The sequence below is a fragment of the Methylobacterium sp. C1 genome, from assembly GCF_001854385.1.
GTDB lineage: Bacteria > Pseudomonadota > Alphaproteobacteria > Rhizobiales > Beijerinckiaceae > Methylobacterium > Methylobacterium radiotolerans.
The window spans coordinates 1408227-1432253 of the sequence record NZ_CP017640.1 but is presented as its reverse complement, the minus strand read 5'-3'; the positions used below and the strand labels follow the sequence as shown (position 1 = coordinate 1432253).

Sequence of the window (24027 nt, the reverse complement as noted above, 5' to 3'; positions counted from 1 at the left end):
GCCATGCGAACGCTGGCCATCGCAACCCTCCTCGGGATCGTGTTCTGCGGTCCCGGGGAGGCGGCCAGCCGCCGGCATCAGCCGCGCGGCGTGTGCGTCCCGGTGTTCATCGAGGGCGCCGGCACCGTGCGGCTCTGCGCGCCGGTCCGCGGCCGCTGACGTAATACCAACCCCGACATCGTGAGGACGACATGACCGTGGAGGAAATCCAGCGGGCTCTGATCGCGCGCGGGTACGACCTCGGCAAGGCGGGGGCGGACGGCGATGCGGGCCCGAAGACGATCGCCGCGCTGACTGCCTTCCAGAAGGCGGCCGGGCTGCACGCGGACGGCATCGCCGGGCCGCTGACCCAGAAGGCGCTCGGCTCGGTCGACGTGACCCAACAGAAGGCCGAGCCCGCCATGCCGCCGTGGCTAGCATTGGCGAGCCACGAGATCGGCACCCACGAGGGCGTCGGCAAGGCGAACAACCCGAAGGTGGTGGCCTACTTCAAGGACGCCGGCTTCCCAGGCATCAAGGACGACGCGACCTCCTGGTGCGCGGCGTTCGTCGGGGCCATGCTTGAGCGCTCCGGTTACAAGCCGTCCGGCAGCCTCGCCGCCCGGTCCTACGAGGGCTGGGGCATCGGTCTGAAGGAGCCCGTGCTCGGCTGCATCGCTACCAAGAAGCGCGGCAACAGCTCCTGGCAGGGGCACGTCTTCTTCATCGTCGGAGCCGACAAGACGCACGTCTACGGGCTCGGCGGCAACCAGGCCGACGCGGTGAACGTGGCGACGTTCAAGCGGTCCGAGATCACCTCGTTCCGCTGGCCGTCCGACGTGCCGATCCCGACCGCCTCGAAGCTGCCGACCACGGTGGCAGGCGCCAAGGCCGGCGTGAGCGAGGCCTGACCCAAGCTCCGCGGTTTCCGCGGTAGTTCGACCCGAGCCGGCCGGGCCCGCCGCGCACCCCTGACAATCGAGATCTCGACATGACCCGCATTATCCCTGCGGCGCTGGCGCTCGCCTGCGTCTGCTCTCCAGCCCTGGCCGCGACCAGCCGGCCGTTCGATCTGTCCCGCGCCGCGGGCCACAGCGTGATGGTGCTCCTGCTCGGCTCGGGACTGATCGCCGCACTGATCTGCGCCGCCCGCCGCGCGCCTGGGCTGATGCTCGCCGCCGTGGCGCTCGTCGTCGCCGTCGGGGCCGGCATCCATCCGGCCTTCGCCCAGGCCGCAGCTACCGTCGCCCAGCCGGCGACCGATACCGCGGTGGTGACGGTGCCGCTCGGGACCTGGATCGCCTCCTACGCCCAGGCGGCGGTCGAGCTCGTTACGGCCGTCGTGATGGCGGCGATCACCTGGGGCCTGCGCCGGCTGCCGGCCTCGATCGGCGCCGTCGTGAAGGGCCTGATCACCCAGCAGCTCGTCGAGAAGGCGATCAGCTTCGGCGTCAACACGGTGGCCGGCGCCGCCAAGGACAAGACGCTGAGCTTCGACGTCGGCAACCAGGTGCTCGCCAACGCCCTGAACTACGTCGTCGAGCACACCCCAGGCTGGCTGCTCTCCTGGACCGGCGGCGTGAACGCGATCCGCGACCACATCATTGCGCTACTGCCGGTGGAGGATGGCGCCTCGCTCGCCACCTCGACGCCGACCGCCGCCGGCCCGACCACCACGGCCCCGGCTGTGGTCGGCTGACGTGTTCAGCTTCTCAGCCCTGCTGAGCGCGCTGCTCGGCCTCCTCGCGCGGACGTTCTCGGACGCCATCGTGAAGGAGGTCGACAGCCTGCGGCACGACCAGGATCAGCGCGACCTCGGCGCGGCCCAGCAGGCCAACGCCTCCACGCTGGTAGCCGAGGCGCAGGAGGCCCGGGCGCGCGCGGCCGCCGACGCCGCGGCGGACGGGCCGGACGACGACCGCGACATCGTCCCGGAGGTGACCTCGTGACCTGCATCGGCTTCGCCCTCGGGCTCGCGATCCTGCACTGCGACCTCGACGCGCCCGCGGTCCCGGCAGCCCGGCTCTGTCAGGTGATGACCTCGCCCGTGCAGTACGCGCGCACGGACGATCCGCGGACCCGGCGGCGGTTGCGCTCGCTCAACGCCGCGTGGCGCTCGGCCTGCGCGAGCCACTGATCGCCGTCTGATTCCCGGGGCTCCCCCGATCGCCCCCAGCATCGAGGAGAAGCCCTTGTCCTACCAGATCCCCGCAGCCGCGCGCCTGATCTCCGCGCCAGCCGTGTGCCGTATGCTCTACATGAAACAGTACGATCCGGACCCGGCGATTGATGCGAGGATCCGAAGGGCCGTTCGCTATGGACAGACCAGGTGGGCCGAGATCTGGTTCTCGGTGATCATGTTGGTGGTGGGCCTGACGTGTCTGATGCCGTGGCCCACCTTCGTCGGCCCGCAGTACCGGATCATCACCCACTACGTCAGTGAGCCGTCGGCTGGGCTAATCGCCCTGGCTGTCGGCACGTCGCGGGTCGTCGCCCTCTACATCAACGGGCGGAGGGGACGCGAGACGTCCTTTGTTCGGACCATCGGGTGCCTGCTTGGATTCGTCTTCTGGCTGGCAATGGCGCTTGGCTTCGCGCTGGCTTTCCCCCCCCTATCCCTCAGCGCTGGCATCTACACCGTCTTCGCGATCGCCGAGCTGCACTCGTCAGGCCGGGCGGCCGGCGACATGGCGGCCGAAGACACCTTCGGCTTCAGGAAACGGAGGCGAGCCAGTGCCGGCAGCAGCACAGCAGCTTGATGGATGGCCAGCGGTTGTCATTGCGCTGCTAGGCGCATTGGGAGTGCTTCTGGTCCCTCTGACCGGGTTCATGAAGGAGTGGTGGGGGTACAAGAAGGAGGTGCGGGCGGCCGAAGCGCTGAAGCCTGAGGTGGCGCGCGATGTGGCGGTGACGCCGGGTGCCACTCTGTTCGACAGCATCGCGCTCGCGGATCTCACCAAGGCGGTGAATGGCCTGACCGCTGCGATCGTCGCCGAAACAGCATCCGAGGAGGCTCAGCACACAAACCAGATGACCGCGGCGATCGCGCGGCTCACCGAAACGCTGGATCGATGGGATGATGATCACCCGCGCCAGCCTCGAGGGCGGCGCTGATGCTTTGGGCTCATCCGACCGAGACCATGATGTGGGTCGGTGTCGGCCTCATCATCGGCCTGTTCGTCGGCGGCTGGGTCGCGGACCGGCAGCGGCCGCCGCCACGCTGATTTTACGGAATCCGGCTCGAATTATGCACTGATCCATGCAAGCCCGCCCGGCTCCGGCCGAGGCGGTTTTTTTGTTCTCAACTGTCTGCTATCGAACCTGTACCGGCAGCTTGGACGGCCGCCGCCACTTCAGCCCCGCCGGCACTTGTCGCGCGGGGTTTTTTCGTGCGCATGAACGATCTCTCGGCGCCACCGAGGTGACCGCCGATTGGCACCCGCCGCTTGCTGAGGCTTGAACGCTGGTCAACGAGAGCAACTGCCCGAAGGCATTCAAGGCCAACGGCACGATCTACCCGAGCTGAGGCCAGCTGAGAGCTAATCGTTGATAGACCGGTCCGCCTGCTCAGGGCTGTTCGTACTCGAAGGCTGGCTCAGTTACGGCTCGTAGGCCAACTCAACCCGAGTGTCACCGGCATATCGCATGGGTCGCGGTCAAGGCCCATGGTTCATGCTCAGCCAGGCCGTACCAACCACTTACCATATGCCGATAGCTCGCCCAAATCGTAAAATCAGGGCGAAATCCTGTGTGTCTGGTACCAGCAGAAACGACAGAAACTAGAGCCTTGCCTGTTTTTTTGAATTATTCAGTCTCGCCACCCGGGCTATCTGCAGAATAACTATGACGCAAAACCCGTCTCAATTGGCATTTTGTCGCTCGCTTTGTAGATTTACATTGTATTTGGGCCGCTCGATAGATACGGAATAGATTATTGCTTCGCGACCGCAATGTCTGTCAGTATTTTCTTTATATCAGGCCGCTGTTTTATACCGTGGACCGAAGATTTAACTCCAAGGCTGGGCTCGGCCGCGGTTTTTTGCGACGGGTCGAGAAGCCATTTCAGATGCCAGAAATGATATGCCTTAGAAATGGCAGTTGTCATAAATTTGCTGGCCCAAGAAGCCAGGTCATGATCGAGCCTAGCCAAATACTCGTCTGCTCCAGAAATTCCAGAGAAGGCATGATGTCGATCTCTTCGGAACAGCGTTGGCAGTGCAGATTGTCTATTTTGATAAAGATCGCAGTAATAATCGCAATCTACGAGCTCCCTTTTGGAGCCGGCTATATGATCGATTCCGTAATTTGATGAAACCAGCGTTTTCAAATTCGGAAATTCAGGAAAATAGTCGTCAAGGTCGGCAAGAAGAATATAATCGTGTTGAGCTAAAAGGAGCGTGGTCGTCCGCCGTCGATCGGCCTCGAATCCTTTAACTCCACCTAAGCCGGCTTTTCTATAGCCATCTTTGTTGAAGATATTTCTGTCTCTAAAGGATGCCTGTTGGTCGCGGATAACATGGACGGGAAATCCTGTCTCCTTCGAGAACTTATGAAACAGGTCAATTGTCCCATCGGTGCTCCCGCCGTCGTTTACAATGATCTCATCACAGTGTGGGCGCACCATTTTACAATAGGTCTCAACAAGCGGCGCGTCATTAAACGATATCGCGATGCATGAAATTTTTACCTCACTCCGATCAACAGGAGAAATATTTTCGATTGGCTGATTTTCTCTAAGCATCTCGATACGGCCGGCTGAGGAGTAGGAATGAGACGCCGCAGCAACATCTCCCAACGACTCCTGCAGTGCACCAAGTGGCCAGTAACAGGCAAAATACTCTTCTCCGAGAGCAATCAGATTCTGAATTTCTTGCTCCGCCATTTCGGGACCGAGCCGCTCATGCATCTGCAGACTAAGTCTATAAGCATCGAAAGGAGAAAGTTTCGACCGGCTCTTCTCTAGTCCGGCATAAACATCACGCCACCTACTTCTGATATCGAGCGACGCAGGTGCAGAAAAATCACCATGAAGAAGACTGATCAACTTCAGCTCGTTATCATGGCTGCTGCTCCGCGAACCGCAGATTTTTTCGAATTCCGTCAATTGATTCTTCGAGCTAGCAATCTCGTAGAATTTCCTTAATGCCGCATCCGAAAGATCAAAATCATTTTCGAGCTCTTCAATTGAGACAACAAGATTTGCGAAATTATTATGGTCGGTAAGGTGGGTTATTATATGACTGATGACCCGGCCCCTGTTGTGCCGATTAAAATGGCGCAGCCGTTCTAGCGCTGCCTTAGTAGCAACAAGCCTGGATCGCTCTTTGATTGCTAGAGTATAAAATTTTAGGGATTCGAATAGCCAGTTTTCACCAATATTTTGCGCGATCTCTGTTTTGCAAAGTTCTCCTAATATGTATTCAGCCTCCTTATAGTTCTCGGTTTCAAGTAGACAAATTCCGTAATTTAGCACATGCGGGAGATGCATGTGGTTGGTTTGGAAGAGCAGCTCGAATTCCGATAGACAAAAACTGAGGCCCTTCTCATTCTTGAGTGAATCGCGTTTCTGAAACGCTTGATCGAACTCTTTATCGTCCCACATCACGGAATGCTGCTCGAAAAATTTGGGCGTGGCTTTTGTCGAGCCACACATACATGCCCGCATGATGTGCCTCAAGGTGGTCTTCGAGGTAGTCAGCATCAGTGGTTGGGAGGTCACATTTCGGCGCTCAATCCCCCTGCACCAGATTGCTAGCGTCCGGACCCATAACGGTGGCGCGGACGGCTTGGGTGTGATTCACGGCTCTTGCGGGAGGGGCCGATGGACCATTTCTGGCTGACGGACGAGCAGTTTGCGAGGATCGCACCGCTTCTGCCAAACGACACACGGGGCAAGGAGCGCGTGGACGACCGGCGCGTGATCAGCGGCATCGTCCACGTGCTGAAATCTGGAGGGCGCTGGACGGACGCGCCACGCGATCTCTACGGGCCGAAGAAGACCCTCTACAATCGCTTCGTGCGCTGGGCGGCCAAGGGGGTCTGGATCGGGCTGTTCGAGACCCTCGCTCAAGCCGGTGGGCCGCCCTCTCAAGTGCTGATCGACTCCACCGCCGTGAAGGCCCACCGCTGCGCCGCAGGAGGCAAGGGGGGGAGCAGAGCCAAGCCATCGGTCGCTCGCGGGGCGGGCGCACGACCAAGATCCACGCCCTCACCGACCGCTTCTGCCGTCCGCTCGCGTTCCTGCTGACCGGCGGGCAGGCTGCCGACTGCAAGGCTGGCGCGCTGCTGCTCGAACGCTTGCCCTCCTGCCGCATCGTGCTGGCGGACAAGGGCTACGACAGCGACGCCATTCGCCGGCAGATTGAGGCGGCCGGGGCCGCACCCAACATCCCGCCCAAGCTCAACCGCCGCTGGAAGCCGTGCTTCTCCCCGGTGCTCTATCGCGGGCGCAACGCCATCGAGCGCATGTTCGGCCGCCTCAAGGACTTCCGCCGCATCGCCACCCGCTACGACCGTCTGGCGACCAACTATCTCGCCGCCGTCTGCCTCGCCGCCACCGTCAGCTACTGGTTATGAGTCCGGACGGTAGGGTGCACCGCACCCCGTTTTGACCGGACAGGTGGCATAGCTCACGAAGGCATGGGCGTTGGCCTATGGGTAAGGCTATGTCATCCGATCCGACCGCCCCGCCCGTGCACGGCGAGATCCTGACCGGCGTTCAGCGTCGCCGGCGCTGGTCCACCACCGAGAAGATCCGCCTCGTCGAGGAGAGCCAGCAGCCCGGCTCGTCCGTGTCGTTCGTTGACCTTCGCTACGGCCTCTCGCCCAGCCTGCTGTTCTCGTGGAAGCGGCGCATGCTGGAGGGCGGCCATCAGGCCGTGCACGCCGACGAGGAGGTCGTCGGCACCAGCCGCGTGCGCGAGCTGGAGCGGCGCGTGCGCGACCTTGAACGCCTGCTCGGGCGCAAGACCATGGAGGTCGAAATCCTGAAGGAGGCGCTCGACCTCCCGCGCACAAAAAAACCGACCTCGCCGCTCAGCTCCTGGGGCGGTTCAACGGGCGGTTCGCGGTGAAAGCGGTCGCCGACACGCTCGACGTGGCCCGCTCCCACCTGGCCGAGCGCCTGAGACGACCTGCTCGGCCGCGCGGCCCCTACCACAAGCCCGAGGATGCGCAGCTGTTGCCGACGATCCGGGCGATCGTCGATGCCCGCCCGAGCTACGGCTATCGCCGCGTCACCGCACTGGTGAACCGGGCCCTGCGCTCGCGCGGCGAGGCGAGCGTCAATGCCAAGCGTGTGCTGCCTGGGCCCATCCCTTCTGCGGCCAAAGGTACGACGCCTTTCCCTCCCTGCCGACAGGCGTAAGCAGCTCCGATCTCGTGCGCAAATGACAATAAATGCCCCAGCCAAATCATGCTAAATCATTGGCCGGAAACCATTATTTACGTTTGGTGCCCTCGTTTCGAAACTCTCTGCTCGCTGTGCCTTCTCGATCAGCCGCGCTCCCATCGCACTTTGGCCTGGATTCTGATCAAGACACACGCCGCAACGCGAGAGTGCCGGTCATGCCCGCCCTTCCAACGTCATCATCACAGAAATCTCCTATAGAATCGTACCTGCATGTGCTGCACGCGTTGATGCTGCGCGACATGCGCACGCGCTTCGGAGCAACTTTGTGGGGCTATGGCGTCGTTGTGCTCTGGCCATGTGTGCATATTTTTGTGCTGATCGGAATATATACTTTCCAGAAGTTGGCAGTTCCCCTTGGAGATAGCCGGCCACTGTTTTTCGCAACCGGCGCAGTTCCGGTTCTAGTCTTCCAGTATATTTCTCGCGAAGTAATGAAGTCGGTAATCATGAACCGGCCTCTTACTTATTATCCCCAAGTTAAATTGTTTGACGTGATCTTAGCCAGAATTTTGGTCGAGATTGTAACGGGATTTTTGGCATTGCTGGTCGTAACGGCTGTCCTTATTTGTATTGGCACAAACCCATTGCCGGCCGATCCATTCAAAGCGATGTGCGCTTACCTATCGGCCATTCTTCTCGGAATTGGCATCGGAACAATCAACGTGGCCATAATCGGCTTCTTTCCCGGTTGGATGATCGGCTACGCGCTGCTAAGTATCCTTCTCTATATCTCCTCCGGGGTGATGTTTCTGCCAAGCTATTTGCCTGACAAAATTTACTATTGGATGAAATTTAACCCCGTTCTTCAGCTCGCCGAATGGGTCAGAGCAGCTTATTATCCATATGCTGGCATTGAGATTGACTATCTATATATAAATCTGTGCGCCTTGGCATCAATCACAGTCGGGCTATGGCTGGTTCGTACAGTTGTAACCAAAATGACTGCATAAGTGGATAAGTCAGGCCGAGCTCACCTGCTCTTTTAGGATGGGCTCGGCCTCGGTTTTGAGCGTCGCGGTTACATGAGGGCCATCGGAAGGCAGGATGTACCGGCCTCTTGCGCTATCTAGGCGCTCTGGTGCTGCCAAACCCAGGCTTCCTTACGCGCCTATCGGAACCGAACTGGCCGGAAGCCATCGAGTGGGCCTGACGACCGGTGTCCCTCTCGCTCTTAATCAATAGCTGTTCTCGGCACTGACCGGCCAATGATTTCGATGGGCTCAAGCCTCTGATCTCGGCATGGCGCGGGAGGCCGTCCAATCGTGCTGCCTTATCGAGAAGCTCCTCGGCTAATCACCCGGCCGAACGGGCTCGCCAGAAGGGCTTACCTGCCCAACGTGCACAGGCGCATCGCCGATCATCCGGCAAAACGGCTGGCCGCCCAACTACCTTGGGACTGATAGCCAGCCCCCAATCACTCAAGCCGCTTGACAAGCTAGCCCTTCGCCGAAATTTTACCCTTCAACCCCCTTAAGAACCTCACTACCTTGCGCTCGATGTACTAAGCTCGACCGCAGCTGAGCCTCTGCTCTTGCTAGGGCTGCCGTGGTCTCCTTCTGATTCTGATCGAGCCCAGACCCTTGCCCGTTCTGCTTAGGAGCTGAAGCAATTTGGGGTTTGATGCTCCCGTGTCGGAACGGTCAACTCTTTCCATGTTTAATCGCCCCAGCCGCCGCTCGATCGTCTTGTCTCTAGTCGCTTCTGGATCAGGTGCGGCCAGCACCGCACAGAGCGCTGTCCTGCTTGGCACTCCGCACTTGGCACGGGCTCCATGCCTACCATGGAGTTTGACTGACTTTGGGCCGACCGGCCGGCCCAACACCGACCATACGATACTGATACAAAAATCTATATCCAGCGGCGAAAAATTAGTCAGCTGCCCGCCCGGCAATTATAACGTTGAAGACACCATTAATTTTGGTATCGCCGGCATGAGATTCGTCGGCGCTGGTTCATCTACTGTATTTATAAATCGGAGACCTGCGAGATCACCCGCTATTCCGTTGATGTTGCTTCCGCGTGACGCTTCCGACTGTCATCTAACAGGGTTTGTTTTGAAGGCGGTCGGGTCGGACAAATCCAATCCGCAAGTGGGCAACGGAGACATCTCTTCAGTCCCATACGGGTCCGCACTCATCGTCTGCAGCGACCGGGTGCGGATTTCAGATGTGGATATCCATGATGCGTGGGACAACGGCTTGGCGCTGATTGGCGCGCCGTTCGGCAGCGCATCTCCAGGGGTGCCCGCCGACCCGCTGATCCGTGACGTGAGAACGTTCAACTGTGGCTGCGGAGATCACGCGATAGGTGGGCCCGGACGCATCGGATCTGGTATTAACATTCTCTCAGCATCCAATGCATCTGTCATCGGGTGCATTGATCGAGGCTCAAACGGTGCAGTGACGTTTGATGATGGCGGTGGAGCAAACGGGCGAGTTATCGGCTGTTCGGGATTCGAGAACCCGCGCAATGGGACAGGTGTGGGAGCCTCATTCTACACCGGGACGAATGAAGTCGAGTTCTTGGGCTGTCAGAGCTTTTTCCCGGCATCGCGGGGCTTTTGGCTAAACGGGGCCGCTGACATAGTTGGGGGGCTTGTGGTTGGTGCCACTGATGCTGGGCTACACATCACGGGCGATAATTGCAGCGTTTCTGGCGTAACCTTCAAGAATATAGGCTTCCGAGATCGGGATAATAAAGCGGCAGTTATATGCGTCGATCCAATTTTTCGTGATATAAAGAATTTGATAATACAGAATGTACGCTCTTGGTCCAGTGTCGCAAATATTCCTGCATATGGGTACTACGAAGTGCCTGATAGGAAGTACTCGGTCCGTGTGGAACTGACGGGCGACCTGACAGGCCGTGTGGCTGATTACAAAACGAATGGAGCCAGCAGGGTTCCGGCCAACACTAAGCCTCCGCGGTAGCTGCGCCTGCTGTAGATACTGAGGTATGAGCCGGACCAGGCCGCTACAGGGTATGTCGATTTGTAACTCCGGGTGCCAATTTTTCGGTTTGAAGGTAGCGGTGGTTGGTCTGTACTGGCTCTCGCATGAAAGGCGGGCGGTGATTGGACCCGCCGTGGCTAGCCGCATATTCCGACCTGCGCAGAAGGACGATCGGCAGAGCATTCTCAGCATCGTGCCCGTTCTGACTTCGAGCTGTCGAAGGCGCGACACCCAGTCGGCCTACGACCCGCGAACCACGGCCCGCAGCCAATTCGATCGATGGTCATGGCGTGGTTTGGAAAGCCGTACTCGCGGCTCAGGCCAAGCCTCGCTAGGCTGGCGACGCAGCAGCCACTCGACAGTGGTCACGTCTGGGTCCATCTCTTGGCCCATGGCTCTAGAGGGGGGCGTCAGCGCAGGCAGTCAGCTCGTCGCACGGCAGCCGGACCACCGAGATCCACACGCTCATCGAGGTGCTCGACTGCCGCGGTATTCTCTTGCAGCTCCTCGACTTCGCAGCGACGTCAGGACCGTGCGTGTGGCGACGAATGAAGCACCTGGCTGGATCCAGCGCCTGGCCTTTGACAGAACTACCACGCCCGCGGGCTGCGCGTTGATCTCCACAAGGGCAGCGTAACGCCATCCATCCCGAGCAGACAGGTTCGGCATAAGGGCCGGGTCTCACATGAAGGGTCCTGCTATCGGAGTGCTGGGAGATCGAGGCCTCCTTATCATCGAGTCAAGAACTTCCACCGCATTGCCACCCAATATGACAAGCCTACCCGTAGCTAAGCCTCCGCTCTTGTTGGACTGCGGACGTCGCCTTTTGGAGCTGATCGGTGCCAAGCCGGAGGGTGGCGCAACAGTAGAGCTGAACGCCGGTGCGATGCTGCGAACGATTCATGCTGTTCACCGCGACGTGACGGGTCGCCATAGGTTGTTACGGTGTGCGGCTCACCGCTATCGAAACCGGCATTCGATCTGTCGAGCCAAATTCGAGTTTGCAACCTTGCAGCGTTGCTGTCAGATAATACAAGAAAAAGCGTGCTTGGACGCGTTACGGCTTTGGGGGCGTCGATCCGGGCAAACAGCGAGCGTCGGGGCATGACAGTTAAGGTCTGGAAATGAGCGTCATCGAAGGCGGACTGAAGACCATCGCCCGACCCCAGCGATTACTAAACGCTTCGCCCGGGAAGGCGCACGACCCATAAACCATAAACTAGTTTGTATGCCGTTCGTCTGTAATTACAAAAATCAAGACGCGAGGGTTCGGGCTTTGTATAATAGGGTTGCCTTATTCCATCTGAAAAAGACGGCTGGAACTTCTGCGTACCGCCATCTTCGAGAGGCTGTCAGGCCAGATTTGGCTGCGAGCTGGAGTTTGAGTTTCGAACTGGCAAGATCTTATGACGTTATGGGAGGACATTATAGCTTCAAAGAAATCACAAGTCTTGATGCTTTAAAGATATGTTTCCTGCGCGACCCGGTGGAACGGGTTATTTCTTTATATAACTACGTGCATACGTTGTCAAAGCAAGAAATAATTCGAAATAGAGATGCCGGCGCGACAGCTATGTACTCGATGTCCCTTGAAGAATGTTTGGACAGCGATGATCAAAATGTTCTATATGACGTTTCAAATCATTACTGCAAGAATTTTTTTGGCCGAGACTACGTGTCAAGTGAGATCTTCTCCGAAGATGGACTGCTCACTGATTATGCTTCGACCGAAATAAATAAGATAGACTTCTTTGGATTCCAAGAAAATTTCGAATCGTCAATTTTGGAGATGATGGACTTTCTCGGATTGAGCCGACCGAGACGAATACATAGAGAAAAAAACATTAGTGATCTTGTGAACGACGGCAACAAATTTGCTGGGCCGGACGAGATAAAATCTCTTTCAACGAGGATCATGCTGCTTAACGCAGACGATATGGCGCTATATAGGAATATTCAAACGCGTAGATCCACATTGGCGTCGAGTCGGCCAAATTACATCCTAGGTGATTTTCCACGTGCCGAGGTTGGACGGAAATACCAGTTTAAAGGTGTTGTCGATTCGTTCGCGAATATCTTATATCGGGGGTGGTACGGTGTCGAAGATGGTGTTTGGTCAAAAGGAGCTACCGCTGCGCTAGCTGTGTCTAATAATTCCGATGCGAACTTGGTCGTTTTGGAAATTGAAGTGCCCCTACAGGACAAGGTCCCGAGTAAAACGATTACTGTTACTGTAAATGAGAAATCTATGCATCGGGCGCATATTATTCATTCTCACACTGCTTTTAAGATTGCGGATTTGAAGCCCGCCGATAGATTTGTTTCACCCGACAGTGCGGGAAAGTTCTTGTTGAGCATTCCAGTCGGGCATATATCGGAACCTGTGTACCATATGGTAATATCGATTGATAAGATCTTCGTGCCGGCGCGACATGAAGCGACGGGCGATGACAGAGAGCTTGGCTTCAAGATTCACCATGTCTCTGTTCTTTAAATATTACGCCTGATTTTGACGAGAGCGAGCGCGATCCATCAACTGCAACGGGATCGTTGCTTGTCTCCAAGTTTATAGAAAATATTGCTCGTCCGCTAACTCCTGCTTTGCAAAACGGAGTGCTTCTTCTGTTTTGACTTCATTACTCATTCATCACTTGGCACTATGATCAGAGTTGGTTTCCCCAAAAGCAATTCGATGCGGACCAAAGGCGCGAGCGTTAGATAGGAGGCCATTTGACCGCATCGCAGCCTAAATTCTGATTTGCGACCCGCTGTTGCTTTTTGGCATGACTGTATCAGGTGCCGGTCCATGGTAAGTAGTTGTGTTGCCGGTATCAGATGCCCTCGGAATGGCTGGCAATGCCCTCTCAAGCCGGTGCGTCGGCCTGGGCACACTCCCAATCGGACTTCGTGCAGTCGGGGTAGGGGTATTGAGCCGCCGCTAATGCGGCTTCATTGAGAGCTGATGGAGCGTTTCGGAGAGGTGCGTGATCGAGATGCTGGTGTCAAAATGCATTGATGTGCGACATTTAGCGTCGCGACCATGCTGTTTGCTTGAGACTTGTCACTCTACCGTCGTATCTTACGACACGAACTTTCATTTGGATCACGAGTCAAATCCAGATAATCCTGCAATATTTTTGATGTTGGAAGGTGGTGGCCTTCTGGTGCCTGCTCAACTGCCCAAAGTTCGGCGGACCATGCCTGATCGCTTCGTCTTCCCACTTTTGATCACTGAGTTGGAAGATGGGAGGCGTGCGCTGAAAGATTGCTTTTCAAGCCTGTATGTCTGCTCTCAACGAAGGGGTATGGACTCTAGTATTTGTATAGACAGGGATCACATAGCGGAATGGGAAAAATTTAAATTTGTCAAATTGCCCGAAAGCATCTTCGATGGGCACCCTGCCCAAATTTTTCTTCGTACTGTCTACGAGTTTTAGTGTAAGCGTCTTCCGGCTGTTCTGAGCAATGGCAGCGTCTGCTGTAAAATTGAATCGTTGGGAAAGTGTGCTGGCTTTTAAGGGTTGGCGCCGATGAAGACCATGAAGTTGGGTGAGCTGCGCTCGAAGCGACACGCTTCGCTTGCTCCGCGGTTGGCAAGGTGGGAGTGCGGCTCCGTTCGCCTGTCATCTGCGGGGTGTGGGGGCGAACCCATCTGGCTGGCATACTGAGCCAGCGTGCACTTCGAGATCCGCGTGCGCTCGGCACCGATCTCTTGAGCCAAATGCCCATCGATGCTGCGCAGGTGATGGTGACCGCCTCGGATCGGACTTTTCTACCAGGTGCTTGGCGTTGGCCGCCGCGTTGTCCTTCGCAACGCTCTTCAACGGGGACGGCCAGTCGCTGACCAGCATCTTAGCGTACGGCTGATGAAATAGCATTCGACATCAGGAATAACCTAACGGCGATCCGGTTCCTTGGTCCAGCATTGCTCGGGGTAAGTACATATCTTAGGCTGGGTGCCTGATCCTTAAGCCGGAACGCAGCGACCGTAATCGTCTGTCACGCGTACAATGTCGTTCTCGTCGAGCACTGCGCCGTATTGAACCTCGATGAAGACCATCTCACTGTCGCCGACGTTGCGGATGCGGTGCGTCGCGTTCAGCGGGATGTGGACGTGCTCACCGTTGGTCAGGCGTTGGAGCGAACCATCGATTTCCACCTCTGCGACGCCGGTTACAACAGTCCAGTGCTCGGCGCGATAGTTGTGGTATTGCAGCGACAGCCGTTGGCCAGGCGCGACGGTGATCCGCTTGACGGTGTAGCCAGATCCAGTCGCAAGCACCTCCCATCGCCCCCATGGCCTCACGTCGCTGTCGCCAGGGTTGTACCGGACGGCGGAAGGCTGGATCGGCGCCGTAGGCGTCATGGGAATTATGCCTCTGCAGTGTGGATAGACTCCTCTCGCCCGTTTTGGGGGCCATGTCTGTCGTTTGAGCGCCACAGGCGCCTATGAGGCTGTGGCGCCTTTGTGGCCACCGTCTGACCGCCAAAGAAACTAAGCAGTTGGATGTGCGTTGCCCCTATCAAAGGAGAGCGCGTATGCGGGCCAAGCTCTGGATTCACCTATGTGAAAGCACGCGCGAGTTGACCTGGGTTGGTCAAGGCGAGCAGTGCAATTGGTGCCCTGTGCAGGAGCTGAGCTGCGCGGAGTTGCTAGATGAGCACGAGCCGGCTGAGAGGCTTGCTACGCCTCAGGGACAGGCTGCCGGCAGCGAAGGTGAGAGCCAAAAGCAATAGCCGAGGCGAAATTTTGAGGAGGCATGCAAAGGCTCTGATGCCTTGGCGAGCCATCCAGACCGCCGCTCGCTCGCAAGTATGAGCATCTTTGTCCGGCTGCCTTCGCCCTGTCGACGCATGGGCAGACCAATGTGCCGGTGCCGTCCAGAATTCCCGCCACGATCGAGGTTTGGAGCGAGTCCGGCGGGAGCATCGCGTTGCGCCTCGCGACGATCTGTTCACCGCCGATGGCGAAGGTCGAGCTCAGGGCGGCGTGCTTCGAGTGGCTGACGCATTAGGTAACTCTACCCGATCGAGTGTCCGTCATATCAAGGCGTAGGCTGCCGCCACGGAGCACCTGTGCTTCAAAACCGACGACACTTACTGACGTTGTTGGCCTTCAGGGTTTATCGATTCTCGGGGTGTTCTTCGCTGGGGATGAACACACGCACAACTTCGGAGGTGGAGTGCATCCGGATTAATGCTTCTGAGCCTTTATCGACGGGCCAGACCTTGATTATAGTGCCCTGAATGCTGCCGTCATCTGACTTGTAGTCTTGCCCGACCTCCAGGCGCTTTCGCATAAACTTCATAGGTGATGCCTGACATCGCTTTTGCGCACGCAACTCAGGCAGGTCTTAGATGTTTCTGAATGTCTCCACTACAGATTGCCTTTTGCTTTAAGCAGCTTTCGCCGCCAAATTGCGATCAAGATTTCGTGAGTTGGGGTCCGGATCAATCGTCGCTTTCAAATTTGAGTTGTTCATCAACCGAGAGATGATTGATGTCGCCGATTGTTCAATCGTCCGCCCCTCGGTCGGAGCGACCAGATCAGGTGCTTCGGGAGCTTCGTAGGGGGCGGAGATGCCGGTGAAATTCGGTATCTTCCCAGCACGAGCCTTTAGATAAAGCCCTTTCGGATCGCGTCCTTCACAAACTTGGAGCGGCGTATCAACAAAGATTTCGAGAAAAGGAATGTCGCCTGCAATACAGCGCGCCATCCCGCGCTCCTTGCGGAAAGGGGAGATCAGCGAGACGATTACTATCAAGCCAGCGTCAGCCATTAGGCGAGCAGTCTCGGCCGCCCGACGGATGTTCTCGACCCGGTCAGCGTCGTTGAAGCCCAGGTCGCTGCTGAGGCCGTGACGTAGATTGTCCCCATCGAGCACCATGGTATGGCGCCCAGCCTCCGTCAGCGCGCGGTCAACCGCATTGGCGATGCTCGATTTGCCGGCCCCCGATAGGCCCGTGAACCACGCGATCACCGGGCGCTGTCCTAGAGCGCGCCACCGCTCCTCACGAGGTTGCAGCGTTTGCCAAGTCAGGTTGCGGTTTTCCGCGCCGTCAGGTCTCTTGTCCATCGGTCCGCCAGTCGCACAACTTGTGAGTAGAGTACACGGATCTGTGATGGTGAATGTGTTAAATTCGGCACGGTGGCGCGAGGGAATTTCGGCAAACTGAGGGCGTGTGAGCGAGCAAATTTCGCGGTGGTCTCCGCCGCCCGGTTAAGTTCCGGCAGCTCTCGTGGATCGCCAAGCCGGCATGCTCCAGACGCATCAGCGGCAGGCGGCATGAATGACGCTGTTGTCTGGGATCGCAGGCGTAAGCGGCGGTCAAAGGCTCGGACGTTAGGGGCGCCTGGTCGCGCGATCGAATGTCGTAACGCAGCCGGGTGCCTCAAACCGATGAGGTTTTCGGCGGAGGCCAGCCTAGACCAACGCCTCGATCGTGCCTCGACGGGTTGCGTTCAGCCGCTCGTCGTCGGATTGGTCCTGTACTCGGCAGAGATCCTCAGAACGATTTGCGGCCTCTTCCAGGCTGAGTCGGCCCGCGAATCAGACTATGATCCGCAACATGCGCTGGATGGGGCGCCGGTCAGATTGAGTGGCTGGAGAGCAGTTTCCACCGTCTGGTGGGATAGATGGTGGGGTAGGATCACCAGATCGGAAAATTATTCAACAAAATCAATGCTAATTGGCGGAGGGAGCGGGATTCGAACCCGCGATACCGTTTCCGGTATACACACTTTCCAGGCGTGCGCCTTCAACCACTCGGCCACCCCTCCGTCCGCGAACCGGGCACCCGGGCGCGCACGCGGCGCGCCGGGCGCGGCCAGGGCCGCGCGGTGCCGTGCTGTTAGCCGGGTGCGCCGTCCGGCGCAAGGCGCTGACGGCCGGGCGATGCGAAAACAGCCCGGCCGCGTCCCTCAACCCTCGGCGTCGTCGAGGTGGAAGCGGACATGCTCCACGTTCGCCCGCTCGAAGGCCTGCATCACGTGCTGGTAGGAGCGCTCCATGGCGTTGTCCTCGACCCCGGGGCTATCCTCGGGCTTCAGCACGAACATCAGGAGCGAGCGCCCGGTCACGTCGTAGCCGGAGCTGAACTTGAAGCTCTCCACGTCCTGGCTGTCGGGCAGGTTGGTGTCGAGGAGCCGCGTCCAGGCCACGCCGCCGACCGATTCCGGCAGCGTGAACGTCACGAGGTCGTGGTAGGCGTTGAACATGATCAGCAGCGTCGCGTCGCCGCCGCGGCGGTGCAGGCCGGTGGCCTGGGCGCGCCCGTCGAGCTGGACCGCGAAGGCCCGGGCCTCGCCGTCGGACCAGTTCTCGCCCGCCATCTCGCTCCCGTCCGGCCGCAGCCACGTCACGTCCTTGACGCCGAACTCCTCGTCGTACTGGCCGGTGAGGAACCGCCCGCGGCTCAGGATCGGCAGGGCGTTGCGCAGGATGATCAGGCGCTGGGTGAACTCGGCCAGATCCCGCTCCTCGTCGCCGATCGCTTCCCAGTCGAGCCACGAGACCTCGTTGTCCTGGCAGTAGGCGTTGTTGTTGCCCTTCTGGGTCCGGGCGAACTCGTCGCCGGCGAGCAGCATCGGCGTGCCGCGGGACAGGAACAGGGTCGCCAGCATGTTGCGCATCTGGCGCAGGCGCACCGCACGGATCTCGGGATCGTCCGTCGGGCCCTCCACCCCGTAATTGTACGAGAGGTTGTGCGAGTGGCCGTCGCGGTTGCCCTCGCCGTTCGCCTCGTTGTGCTTGTCGTTGTACGAGACCGTGTCGTGCAGGGTGAAGCCGTCGTGGGCGGTGAGGAAGTTCACCGAGGCCCAGGGCTTGCGCCCGCGCTTGTTGAACTTGTCGGCCGAGCCCGAGACGCGCGCCGCCAGGTCCGGCAGCAGCCCGCCGTCGCCCTTCCAGTAGGCGCGGACGTCGTCGCGGAACCGATCGTTCCACTCGGCCCAGCCAGGCGGGAAGCCGCCGACCTGGTATCCGCCCGGGCCGCAATCCCACGGCTCGGCGATGAGCTTGACGTTGTTGAGCACCGGGTCCTGCCGGCAGGTGTCGAGGAAGCCGCCGCCCTCGTCGAAGCCGTAGGGCTCGCGGCCCAGGATCGTCGCGAGGTCGAAGCGGAACCCGTCCACCTGCATCTCCTGCGCCCAGTAGCGCAGGGAGTCGGTGACGAGCTGCAGCACCCGCGGATGCGACAGGTTGAAGGTGTTCCCGGTGCCGGTGTCGTTGATGTAGTAGCGCGGATCGTTCGGCAGCAGCCGGTAGTAGGAGGCGTTGTCGACGCCCTTGAACGACAGGGTCGGACCCTTCTCGTTGCCCTCGGCGGTGTGGTTGTAGACCACGTCGAGGATCACCTCGAGGCCGGCGCCGTGGAAGCGCGACACCATCTCCTTGAACTCGGAGAAGGCGAAGTCCGGCACTGCCGCGTAGCGCCGCGCGGGGGTGAAGAACGAGATCGTGTTGTAGCCCCAGTAATTCACCAGGTCCTTCTGCTGCAGGTAGTCGTCCTGCACGAAGGCGTGGACCGGCAGCAGCTCCACCGAGGTGACGCCGAGGCTCTTGATGTAGTCGAGCACGTCCCGGGTGCCGAGGCCGGCATAGGTGCCGCGCAGCTTCTCCGGCACCCGCGGGTCGAGCTTGGTCATGCCCTTGACGTGGGTCTCGTAGATGATCGTCTTCTCCCACGGGACCAGCGGCTTCTGGTGCCGCCCCCAGGTGAAGGCCGGGTCGATGACGCGGGAGCGGCGCGTGTAGGGGGCGCTGTCGCGCTCGTCGAAGGTCAGGTCGTCGCCCGTCTCCATCTGGTAGCCGAACAGCGCCGGGTTCCAGGTGATCGAGCCGACGAGCCCCTTCGCGTAGGGGTCGATCAGCAGCTTGTTGGGGTTGAAGCGGTGACCGGCCTTCGGCTCGTAGGGGCCGTGGACGCGGTAGCCGTAGATCGTGCCGGGGCGCGCGTCGGGCAGGTAGCCGTGCCAGATCTCGTCCGTGTACTCGGGCAGCTCGATCCGCTCGATCTCCTGGTCGCCCTGGTCGTCGAACAGGCAGAGCTCGACCTTGGTGGCGTGGGCCGAGAACAGCGCGAAATTGACCCCGAGCCCGTCCCAGGTGGCGCCGAGGGGATAGGGGCGGCCTTCCTGGATGCGCGAGCGGGTCGCGCGGGCCTGCGATGCGGGACGACGGGAATCGGACATGGACACTCCGGAACGCGACCCGCCCGGCCACGTGCCGCTGCGGGGAGCCCCTGGTGAACGTGCCGGAAACAGCGAAGCTCCCGCAGTGCCGCAAAAATCGCGGAGCGTGACGACCGCGCCCCACTCAGTTCGAGGCCGCTTCCGTGAAGCTCCGGTCCACGGCCCGCCCGACATCGAGGGGCTTCGACAGGATGCCGTACCGCGTCGCCCGGTCCGAGGCCGCCTGGACCTCCCTCACGACGTCCGCGTCGAGCGCGATCGGGCTGGTCCGCTGCGCCGTGTAGGCCGCACGCAGGACGTCCTCGGGCAGCTTGGTCAGCGCGGCCGTGTTCCGGGCGTAGGCGTCGAGGTGGTCCAGCGACCAGAGCCGCGCCCGGCTCAGGCGGCTCAGGAAGTCCTGGAGGGCCGCCCGCTTGGTGGCGATGGCGCTGTCCGTGGCGACGACGAAAGTGATGGTCGGCGTGAGGCCCGCGCCGTCCGCGATCGGCCGGGCCCTGTCCTTGAGCGTCGCGAACGCGACGTAGGGCTCCCAGACCGCCCAGGCATCCACCGAGCCGGCCATGAGCGCGACCTTGGCGTCGACCGGGTTGAGCGGCGCGAACGTGGCCTCGGACGGCGCGATCCCGGCCTTCTCCAGTGTCGCGCTGATCAGGAACTGGCCCCAGCCGCCGCGGGTGCCGGCGAGTCGCTTTCCCTTCAGGTCGGCGGCCGAGCGGATCGGCGAATCCGCGCGGACCAGGATGGCCTGCGTCCGCGGATCCGACCTGGTGCCGCCGATCGCCTTGATCGGCGCCCCGGCCGCGACGGCGGTGAGGACGGAGAGGTCGCCGGTGTAGCCGACATCGAGGGCGCCGGCGTTGAGCGCCTCCAGGATCGGCGCGGCGGCGGGGAATTCCGACCACGCGATCCGGTAGGGCAGATCCTTCGCGTCGCCGGCGATCTCGAGGAGCGACCGGTTCCCGCCCTTCTGGTCGCCGACCCGCAGGACGACCTCCTCCGCGCGGGCGGTCACCGCGGCCAGCGTCGTCATGGCCAGCATCGTCGTGGCCAGCGACAGTGCGGCGGCGAGCAGCGCCCCGGCGAGCCGGCGGCCGCCGGGACGCGCGTGAGATCCGATGAGCATGAGGCCTGCCGCGATCCGCTGCCCGCGTTGTGCGGGACTGTTCTGTGGAGGGCCGATTTTATGCTTGCCGCCAGGACGGTCAACGAAAAGAAAATCTGTATTGTCCGCGGTCGATGCGCGAGATGACATCCGATCGACCCGCGCGGGGAGACGAATGTCTTTCCCCGCGCGCCGCGCCGGTCAGCGGGCGGGTGGGAACGCGTCCGCCAGGTAGGCCCGCACGAAGCCCGGCATCCGCGCGGCGTCGATGTCGTCGCGGCCGCGCACCACGTGCATCCGGGCGAGTTCCGGCTCGGCCTCGGCGCCGAGATGGTCGGCGATCCGGGCCACGAGCCGCGCGGCCGGCTCGGGGAAGCGCACCGGCCGGAGGAAGGCGAGCTGGCCCTCCCCCTCCAGCAGCACCCAATCCGTTTCGGCCTCGTCCGGCAGCGCGAGGCCGGTCTCCTCGGCGAGTTCCCGGGCGGCGCTGCCGGTGAGATCGACCTGCGCGCCGCGCACGTCGTCCGGATCCGGGGTGCCGCAGGGGAAGTAGAGCTGGCCGGCATTGGCCGTGTGGGCGCCCATCTCGCCGAGCAGGACGGCGCCGTCCGCCGTCCAGGGCACGATCGCCGCGAAGGCGTTGGCGATGCGGGCCTCGGCGTGGGGCACCTCCCGGTAGTAGGTGAAGGTCGCGTAGCGCGTCGCGAACAGGTCGAGGCGGGCGACCCCGTCGGCGACCGCGTGGTCGCAGCACAGCAGGACAGTCCCGTCGAACATGCCGGGGCTGCGGCGCAGCCGGGCCTGCCAGTGGGCCGCGATGGCGGCTTCGTGCGCGCGGGGGAAGGCCCAGTCGTGGTCCACGAACCGCGCCGCCACGTCCGCGACGCGGGTGATCCGGAAGCCGTCGGAGAAGCCGTCAGAAGAGCGGTCAGACATGCAGGGTGCCGTCCGACAGGATCACGGCGGCGCCGCCGATCTCGACGCCCTGCAGGGCGCCGGCCGCGACGGTGAGCTGGAGCGCGATGTCGCTCGGCCGTCCCATCGCCTCGCCCTGGCGGATCGCCACGTCGTGGGTGCCGTCGCCCAAAGCCTCGAACTGCATCAGCACCCCCGCGAAGGCGGAGGCCGCCGAGCCGGTGGCGGGGTCTTCCGGCACGCCGACATTCGGCGCGAACATGCGGACGCGCCAGCGCTGGCCGGTGCCCTCGGGATCCGGGGTGTAGAGGTAGAGCCCGTCGGCCGGATCGGGCGCCTGGGCCGTCCGGGCGGCGTCGAGGGCGGCCACCGACGCCACCGGCACGCAGGTGAAGGTCGGCCCCACGCCGTGGCGGCTCGGTGCGTGCCGGCCGGTGCCGATGTCGCCGGGCTTGAGGCCCAGCAGCGGCGCCAGCGCCGCGGGATCGGGGCCGGGCCCGAGGTATTCCGGCAGGACCGGGAGCCGGAACCGGGCCCGTCCGCCGGTCCCGTCCGCCAAGGTCTCGACCACGCAGGGGACGATCCCGATCCCCTCCTCCAGGCCGAAGGCCCGGGCGTCGCCCCGGGTCGGGTCCTGCAGCGCCAGCAGCACGGCGGTGCCGACCGTCGGGTGCCCGGCGAAGGGCAGCTCCCGGGCGGGGGTGAAGATGCGCAGCGACGCCCGGTGCCGGGCCTCCCGGGGCGGGAGGACGAAGACCGTCTCCGACAGGTTGAACTCCCGCGCGATGGCCAGCATGGCGGCGGTGTCGAGCCCCTCCGCGTCGAGCACCACGGCGAGGGGATTTCCGGCGAGCCTCTGCTCGGTGAACACGTCGAGGGTGACGAAGCGGCGCGCCATCGTGTCGATCCTTGCTGCTCTCTGCGGACTTGAACGGAGCGGTTTGCCGGGGGCGCCTCAGACCGCCTCGACCGGAAACCGCGCGCTCGGGTTCACGTACTCCTCCTGCGCGGCCACCGTCAGGATCTCCCGCGACCCCGCCTCGGCGGTGCGCTTGAGCAGCCCGTAGATCGAGGCCGCCGCCGCGCCGAGCGCCGCTTCGGCCGAGCCGGTCCGGGCGTAGTGCACCAGGAACAGCGCCGCGATGCAGTCGCCGGCCCCGTTCACCGCGATGGCGAGCCGCGGCGTCCGGACCCGGAACACCCGCCCCTCCGCGCCCGCGAGCAGGTCGATGCTGTCGGCCGGCGTGTCGGCGCAGAGCGCCGAGGTGACCAGGACCACCCGCGGCCCGCGCGCCCGGAGCGCCGCGATCGCGGCCCCGGCCTCCGCCAGGGTGCCGCTCGGCAGGCCGGTGAGCAGGCCGAGCTCGAACTGGTTGGGGGTGAGGATGTCGGCGGCCGGGACCGCGCGCTCGCGCAGGAACGCCTCGATGCCGGGCCGCACGTAGACGCCCTCCTCGACGTCGCCGATCACCGGGTCGCAGCAGTAGAGTGCCCGCGGGTTCGCCGCCCGCACGGCGTCCACCGCCTCCAGGATCGCGGCGCCGATCTCGGCCGAGCCCATGTAGCCCGACAGGACCGCGTCGCAGCCGCCCAGGACCCCGCGCTCGCCGATGCCGCGCACCACCTCGCGGATCATCGCCGCGTCGAAGACGGGGCCGCGCCACGCCCCGTAGCCGGTGTGGTTGGAGAACTGCACCGTGTGGACCGGCCAGACCTCGACCCCGAGCCGCTGCATCGGGAACACCGCGGAGGCGTTGCCGACATGGCCGTAGGCGACGTGGGACTGGATCGACAGGACGTTCAACGCGGGACTCGCTCGTTGTCCCGCTACGGTTAGCCGGTTCCCGCGCCGGCCGCACCCCTGTCCCTTGCCGCCCTCCCCCGCGCGCCTCAGATGGGACCGACCCTCCCCCTGCCCCCTAAGCCCCGTTCGGAGCCCCATGGACATCGAAGCCCTGCGCACCTCGACCCTCGCCTTCGTGGAGGCGCACAAGGCCTGGACGCCCCTCATCGCCGGCGGCCTCGCCTTCTGCGAATCGATCGCGATCCTGTCGCTGTTCGTCCCGGCGACCGTGATCCTGGTCGGCATCGGGGCCCTCGTCGGCGGCGCCGACATCCCGTTCTGGCCGGTGGTGATCGCCGCGGCGCTGGGGGCCGCCCTCGGCGACTGGATCTCCTACGAGGCCGGGCGCTGGTTCGGGCCGGGGGCGAAGACCAAGTGGCCGCTGCGGCGCTATCCCGAGCTCATGGCCAAGGCCGAGGCCTTCATCGGCCGCTGGGGCATCGCCGCGGTGGCTCTGGGACGCTTCTTCGGGCCGGCCCGCGCCCTGGTCCCGCTCTTCGCCGGGATCCTCGGCCTGGCGCGGCTGCCGTTCCAGCTGGCCAACGTCGCCTCCGCCCTGGTCTGGGCCTTCGTGCTGCTGGCCCCCGGGGCCGGGCTGCTGACGTGGCTCGACCGATGACCCGGCGCGGCCGC

The 24027-nt window shown here is 61.9% G+C and carries 21 protein-coding genes, 1 tRNA gene and 1 pseudogene; 14 read left to right on the top strand and 9 right to left on the bottom strand.

Going from position 1 to position 24027, the window contains the following annotated elements:
• Positions 1 to 3 precede the first annotated feature (3 nt).
• The 7 genes from BKE41_RS31060 (at position 4) to BKE41_RS06680 (ending at position 3093) form a co-directional block, all read left to right on the top strand.
• A complete protein-coding gene (locus BKE41_RS31060) occupies positions 4 to 159 on the top strand; it encodes a hypothetical protein (protein ID WP_159392716.1) in 156 nt (51 codons plus the stop codon).
• A 32-nt stretch (positions 160 to 191) separates the two neighbouring features.
• A complete protein-coding gene (locus BKE41_RS06705; RefSeq protein WP_070998792.1) occupies positions 192 to 890 on the top strand; it encodes a TIGR02594 family protein in 699 nt (232 codons plus the stop codon).
• An 80-nt stretch (positions 891 to 970) separates the two neighbouring features.
• The gene (locus BKE41_RS06700) at positions 971 to 1678 is read left to right on the top strand and encodes a hypothetical protein (protein ID WP_070998790.1); all 708 of its coding nucleotides are present in this window, start codon (positions 971 to 973) and stop codon (positions 1676 to 1678) included.
• 1 nt (position 1679) lies between these two features.
• Positions 1680 to 1928 carry a peptidoglycan-binding protein gene (locus BKE41_RS06695; protein ID WP_070998787.1) on the top strand — a complete coding sequence of 83 codons (249 nt, stop codon included), beginning with the start codon at positions 1680 to 1682 and terminating at the stop codon, positions 1926 to 1928.
• Complete coding sequence (locus BKE41_RS06690; RefSeq protein WP_070998784.1) at positions 1925 to 2116, top strand: hypothetical protein; 192 nt, start codon at positions 1925 to 1927, stop codon at positions 2114 to 2116. Before BKE41_RS06695 ends, BKE41_RS06690 begins: the two co-directional genes overlap by 4 nt.
• A 55-nt stretch (positions 2117 to 2171) precedes the next feature.
• Positions 2172 to 2738: a hypothetical protein gene (locus BKE41_RS31555; protein ID WP_245295907.1), complete on the top strand. Its 567-nt coding sequence runs from the start codon at positions 2172 to 2174 to the stop codon at positions 2736 to 2738.
• A gap of 70 nt (positions 2739 to 2808) precedes the next feature.
• The gene (locus tag BKE41_RS06680; protein WP_245295906.1) at positions 2809 to 3093 is read left to right on the top strand and encodes a hypothetical protein; all 285 of its coding nucleotides are present in this window, start codon (positions 2809 to 2811) and stop codon (positions 3091 to 3093) included.
• A gap of 817 nt (positions 3094 to 3910) precedes the next feature.
• Here BKE41_RS06680 and BKE41_RS31055 read toward each other — a convergent pair.
• Positions 3911 to 5656, bottom strand: coding sequence for a glycosyltransferase family 2 protein (locus BKE41_RS31055; RefSeq protein ID WP_159392715.1), 1746 nt, complete (start codon positions 5654 to 5656; stop codon positions 3911 to 3913).
• 144 nt (positions 5657 to 5800) lie between these two features.
• Between BKE41_RS31055 and BKE41_RS30040 the strand changes: the two genes are divergently transcribed.
• The 6 genes and pseudogenes from BKE41_RS30040 to BKE41_RS31045 all read left to right on the top strand — a co-directional run bounded on the left by BKE41_RS30040 (position 5801) and on the right by BKE41_RS31045 (position 13778).
• A protein-coding gene (locus BKE41_RS30040) for an IS5-like element ISMra5 family transposase (RefSeq protein WP_107645293.1) occupies positions 5801 to 6555 on the top strand; the annotation gives its coding sequence in 2 pieces (ribosomal slippage) (positions 5801 to 6122 and positions 6122 to 6555; 756 coding nt in all).
• 77 nt (positions 6556 to 6632) lie between these two features.
• Positions 6633 to 7282, top strand: a pseudogene (locus BKE41_RS30035) (transposase); the annotation flags it as partial.
• Positions 7283 to 7545: 263 nt separating this feature from the next.
• Positions 7546 to 8340 carry an ABC transporter permease gene (locus BKE41_RS06665; RefSeq protein ID WP_070998777.1) on the top strand — a complete coding sequence of 265 codons (795 nt, stop codon included), beginning with the start codon at positions 7546 to 7548 and terminating at the stop codon, positions 8338 to 8340.
• A 1140-nt stretch (positions 8341 to 9480) separates the two neighbouring features.
• Positions 9481 to 10320: a hypothetical protein gene (locus tag BKE41_RS31050; protein WP_159392714.1), complete on the top strand. Its 840-nt coding sequence runs from the start codon at positions 9481 to 9483 to the stop codon at positions 10318 to 10320.
• A 1402-nt stretch (positions 10321 to 11722) separates the two neighbouring features.
• Entirely contained in the window at positions 11723 to 12835 is a 1113-nt protein-coding gene (locus tag BKE41_RS30030) for a hypothetical protein (RefSeq protein WP_245295905.1), read from the top strand.
• 490 nt (positions 12836 to 13325) lie between these two features.
• A complete protein-coding gene (locus BKE41_RS31045; protein WP_159392713.1) occupies positions 13326 to 13778 on the top strand; it encodes a hypothetical protein in 453 nt (150 codons plus the stop codon).
• A gap of 530 nt (positions 13779 to 14308) precedes the next feature.
• Here BKE41_RS31045 and BKE41_RS06655 read toward each other — a convergent pair.
• The 8 genes from BKE41_RS06655 to pdxY all read right to left on the bottom strand — a co-directional run bounded on the left by BKE41_RS06655 (position 14309) and on the right by pdxY (position 23355).
• Positions 14309 to 14707: a phosphomannose isomerase type II C-terminal cupin domain gene (locus BKE41_RS06655; protein WP_070998776.1), complete on the bottom strand. Its 399-nt coding sequence runs from the start codon at positions 14705 to 14707 to the stop codon at positions 14309 to 14311.
• Between the two features lie 1030 nt (positions 14708 to 15737).
• Complete coding sequence (gene cysC, locus BKE41_RS30025; protein WP_083374294.1) at positions 15738 to 16418, bottom strand: adenylyl-sulfate kinase; 681 nt, start codon at positions 16416 to 16418, stop codon at positions 15738 to 15740.
• A 614-nt stretch (positions 16419 to 17032) separates the two neighbouring features.
• A tRNA-Ser gene (locus tag BKE41_RS06650) sits at positions 17033 to 17122 on the bottom strand.
• Positions 17123 to 17263: 141 nt separating this feature from the next.
• Positions 17264 to 19534 (bottom strand): glycogen debranching protein GlgX, encoded by a 2271-nt coding sequence (glgX, locus tag BKE41_RS06645; protein WP_070998774.1) that lies wholly within the window; start codon positions 19532 to 19534, stop codon positions 17264 to 17266.
• A 124-nt stretch (positions 19535 to 19658) separates the two neighbouring features.
• Positions 19659 to 20657 carry an ABC transporter substrate-binding protein gene (locus BKE41_RS06640; protein ID WP_070998772.1) on the bottom strand — a complete coding sequence of 333 codons (999 nt, stop codon included), beginning with the start codon at positions 20655 to 20657 and terminating at the stop codon, positions 19659 to 19661.
• 180 nt (positions 20658 to 20837) lie between these two features.
• Positions 20838 to 21572, bottom strand: coding sequence for an NUDIX hydrolase (locus BKE41_RS06635; protein WP_012318148.1), 735 nt, complete (start codon positions 21570 to 21572; stop codon positions 20838 to 20840).
• Positions 21565 to 22449: a PhzF family phenazine biosynthesis protein gene (locus tag BKE41_RS06630; RefSeq protein WP_070998770.1), complete on the bottom strand. Its 885-nt coding sequence runs from the start codon at positions 22447 to 22449 to the stop codon at positions 21565 to 21567. Before BKE41_RS06630 ends, BKE41_RS06635 begins: the two co-directional genes overlap by 8 nt.
• A gap of 57 nt (positions 22450 to 22506) precedes the next feature.
• A complete protein-coding gene (gene pdxY, locus BKE41_RS06625) occupies positions 22507 to 23355 on the bottom strand; it encodes a pyridoxal kinase PdxY (protein ID WP_012318146.1) in 849 nt (282 codons plus the stop codon).
• 136 nt (positions 23356 to 23491) lie between these two features.
• Between pdxY and BKE41_RS06620 the strand changes: the two genes are divergently transcribed.
• Positions 23492 to 24013, top strand: a complete 522-nt coding sequence (locus BKE41_RS06620) for a DedA family protein (RefSeq protein ID WP_012318145.1) — start codon at positions 23492 to 23494, stop codon at positions 24011 to 24013.
• Positions 24014 to 24027: the final 14 nt, after the last annotated feature.

Coding starts and splice junctions, on each gene's coding strand:
- BKE41_RS06620 (WP_012318145.1), top strand. CDS start 23,492: ATGGACATCGAAGCCCTGCGCACCTCGACCCTCGCCTTCGTGGAGGCG.
- glgX (WP_070998774.1), bottom strand. CDS start 19,534: ATGTCCGATTCCCGTCGTCCCGCATCGCAGGCCCGCGCGACCCGCTCG.
- BKE41_RS06700 (WP_070998790.1), top strand. CDS start 971: ATGACCCGCATTATCCCTGCGGCGCTGGCGCTCGCCTGCGTCTGCTCT.
- BKE41_RS06680 (WP_245295906.1), top strand. CDS start 2,809: ATGAAGGAGTGGTGGGGGTACAAGAAGGAGGTGCGGGCGGCCGAAGCG.
- BKE41_RS06655 (WP_070998776.1), bottom strand. CDS start 14,707: ATGACGCCTACGGCGCCGATCCAGCCTTCCGCCGTCCGGTACAACCCT.
- BKE41_RS06630 (WP_070998770.1), bottom strand. CDS start 22,449: ATGGCGCGCCGCTTCGTCACCCTCGACGTGTTCACCGAGCAGAGGCTC.
- BKE41_RS06705 (WP_070998792.1), top strand. CDS start 192: ATGACCGTGGAGGAAATCCAGCGGGCTCTGATCGCGCGCGGGTACGAC.
- BKE41_RS31060 (WP_159392716.1), top strand. CDS start 4: ATGCGAACGCTGGCCATCGCAACCCTCCTCGGGATCGTGTTCTGCGGT.
- BKE41_RS06635 (WP_012318148.1), bottom strand. CDS start 21,572: ATGTCTGACCGCTCTTCTGACGGCTTCTCCGACGGCTTCCGGATCACC.
- BKE41_RS06640 (WP_070998772.1), bottom strand. CDS start 20,657: ATGCTCATCGGATCTCACGCGCGTCCCGGCGGCCGCCGGCTCGCCGGG.
- cysC (WP_083374294.1), bottom strand. CDS start 16,418: ATGGACAAGAGACCTGACGGCGCGGAAAACCGCAACCTGACTTGGCAA.
- BKE41_RS06665 (WP_070998777.1), top strand. CDS start 7,546: ATGCCCGCCCTTCCAACGTCATCATCACAGAAATCTCCTATAGAATCG.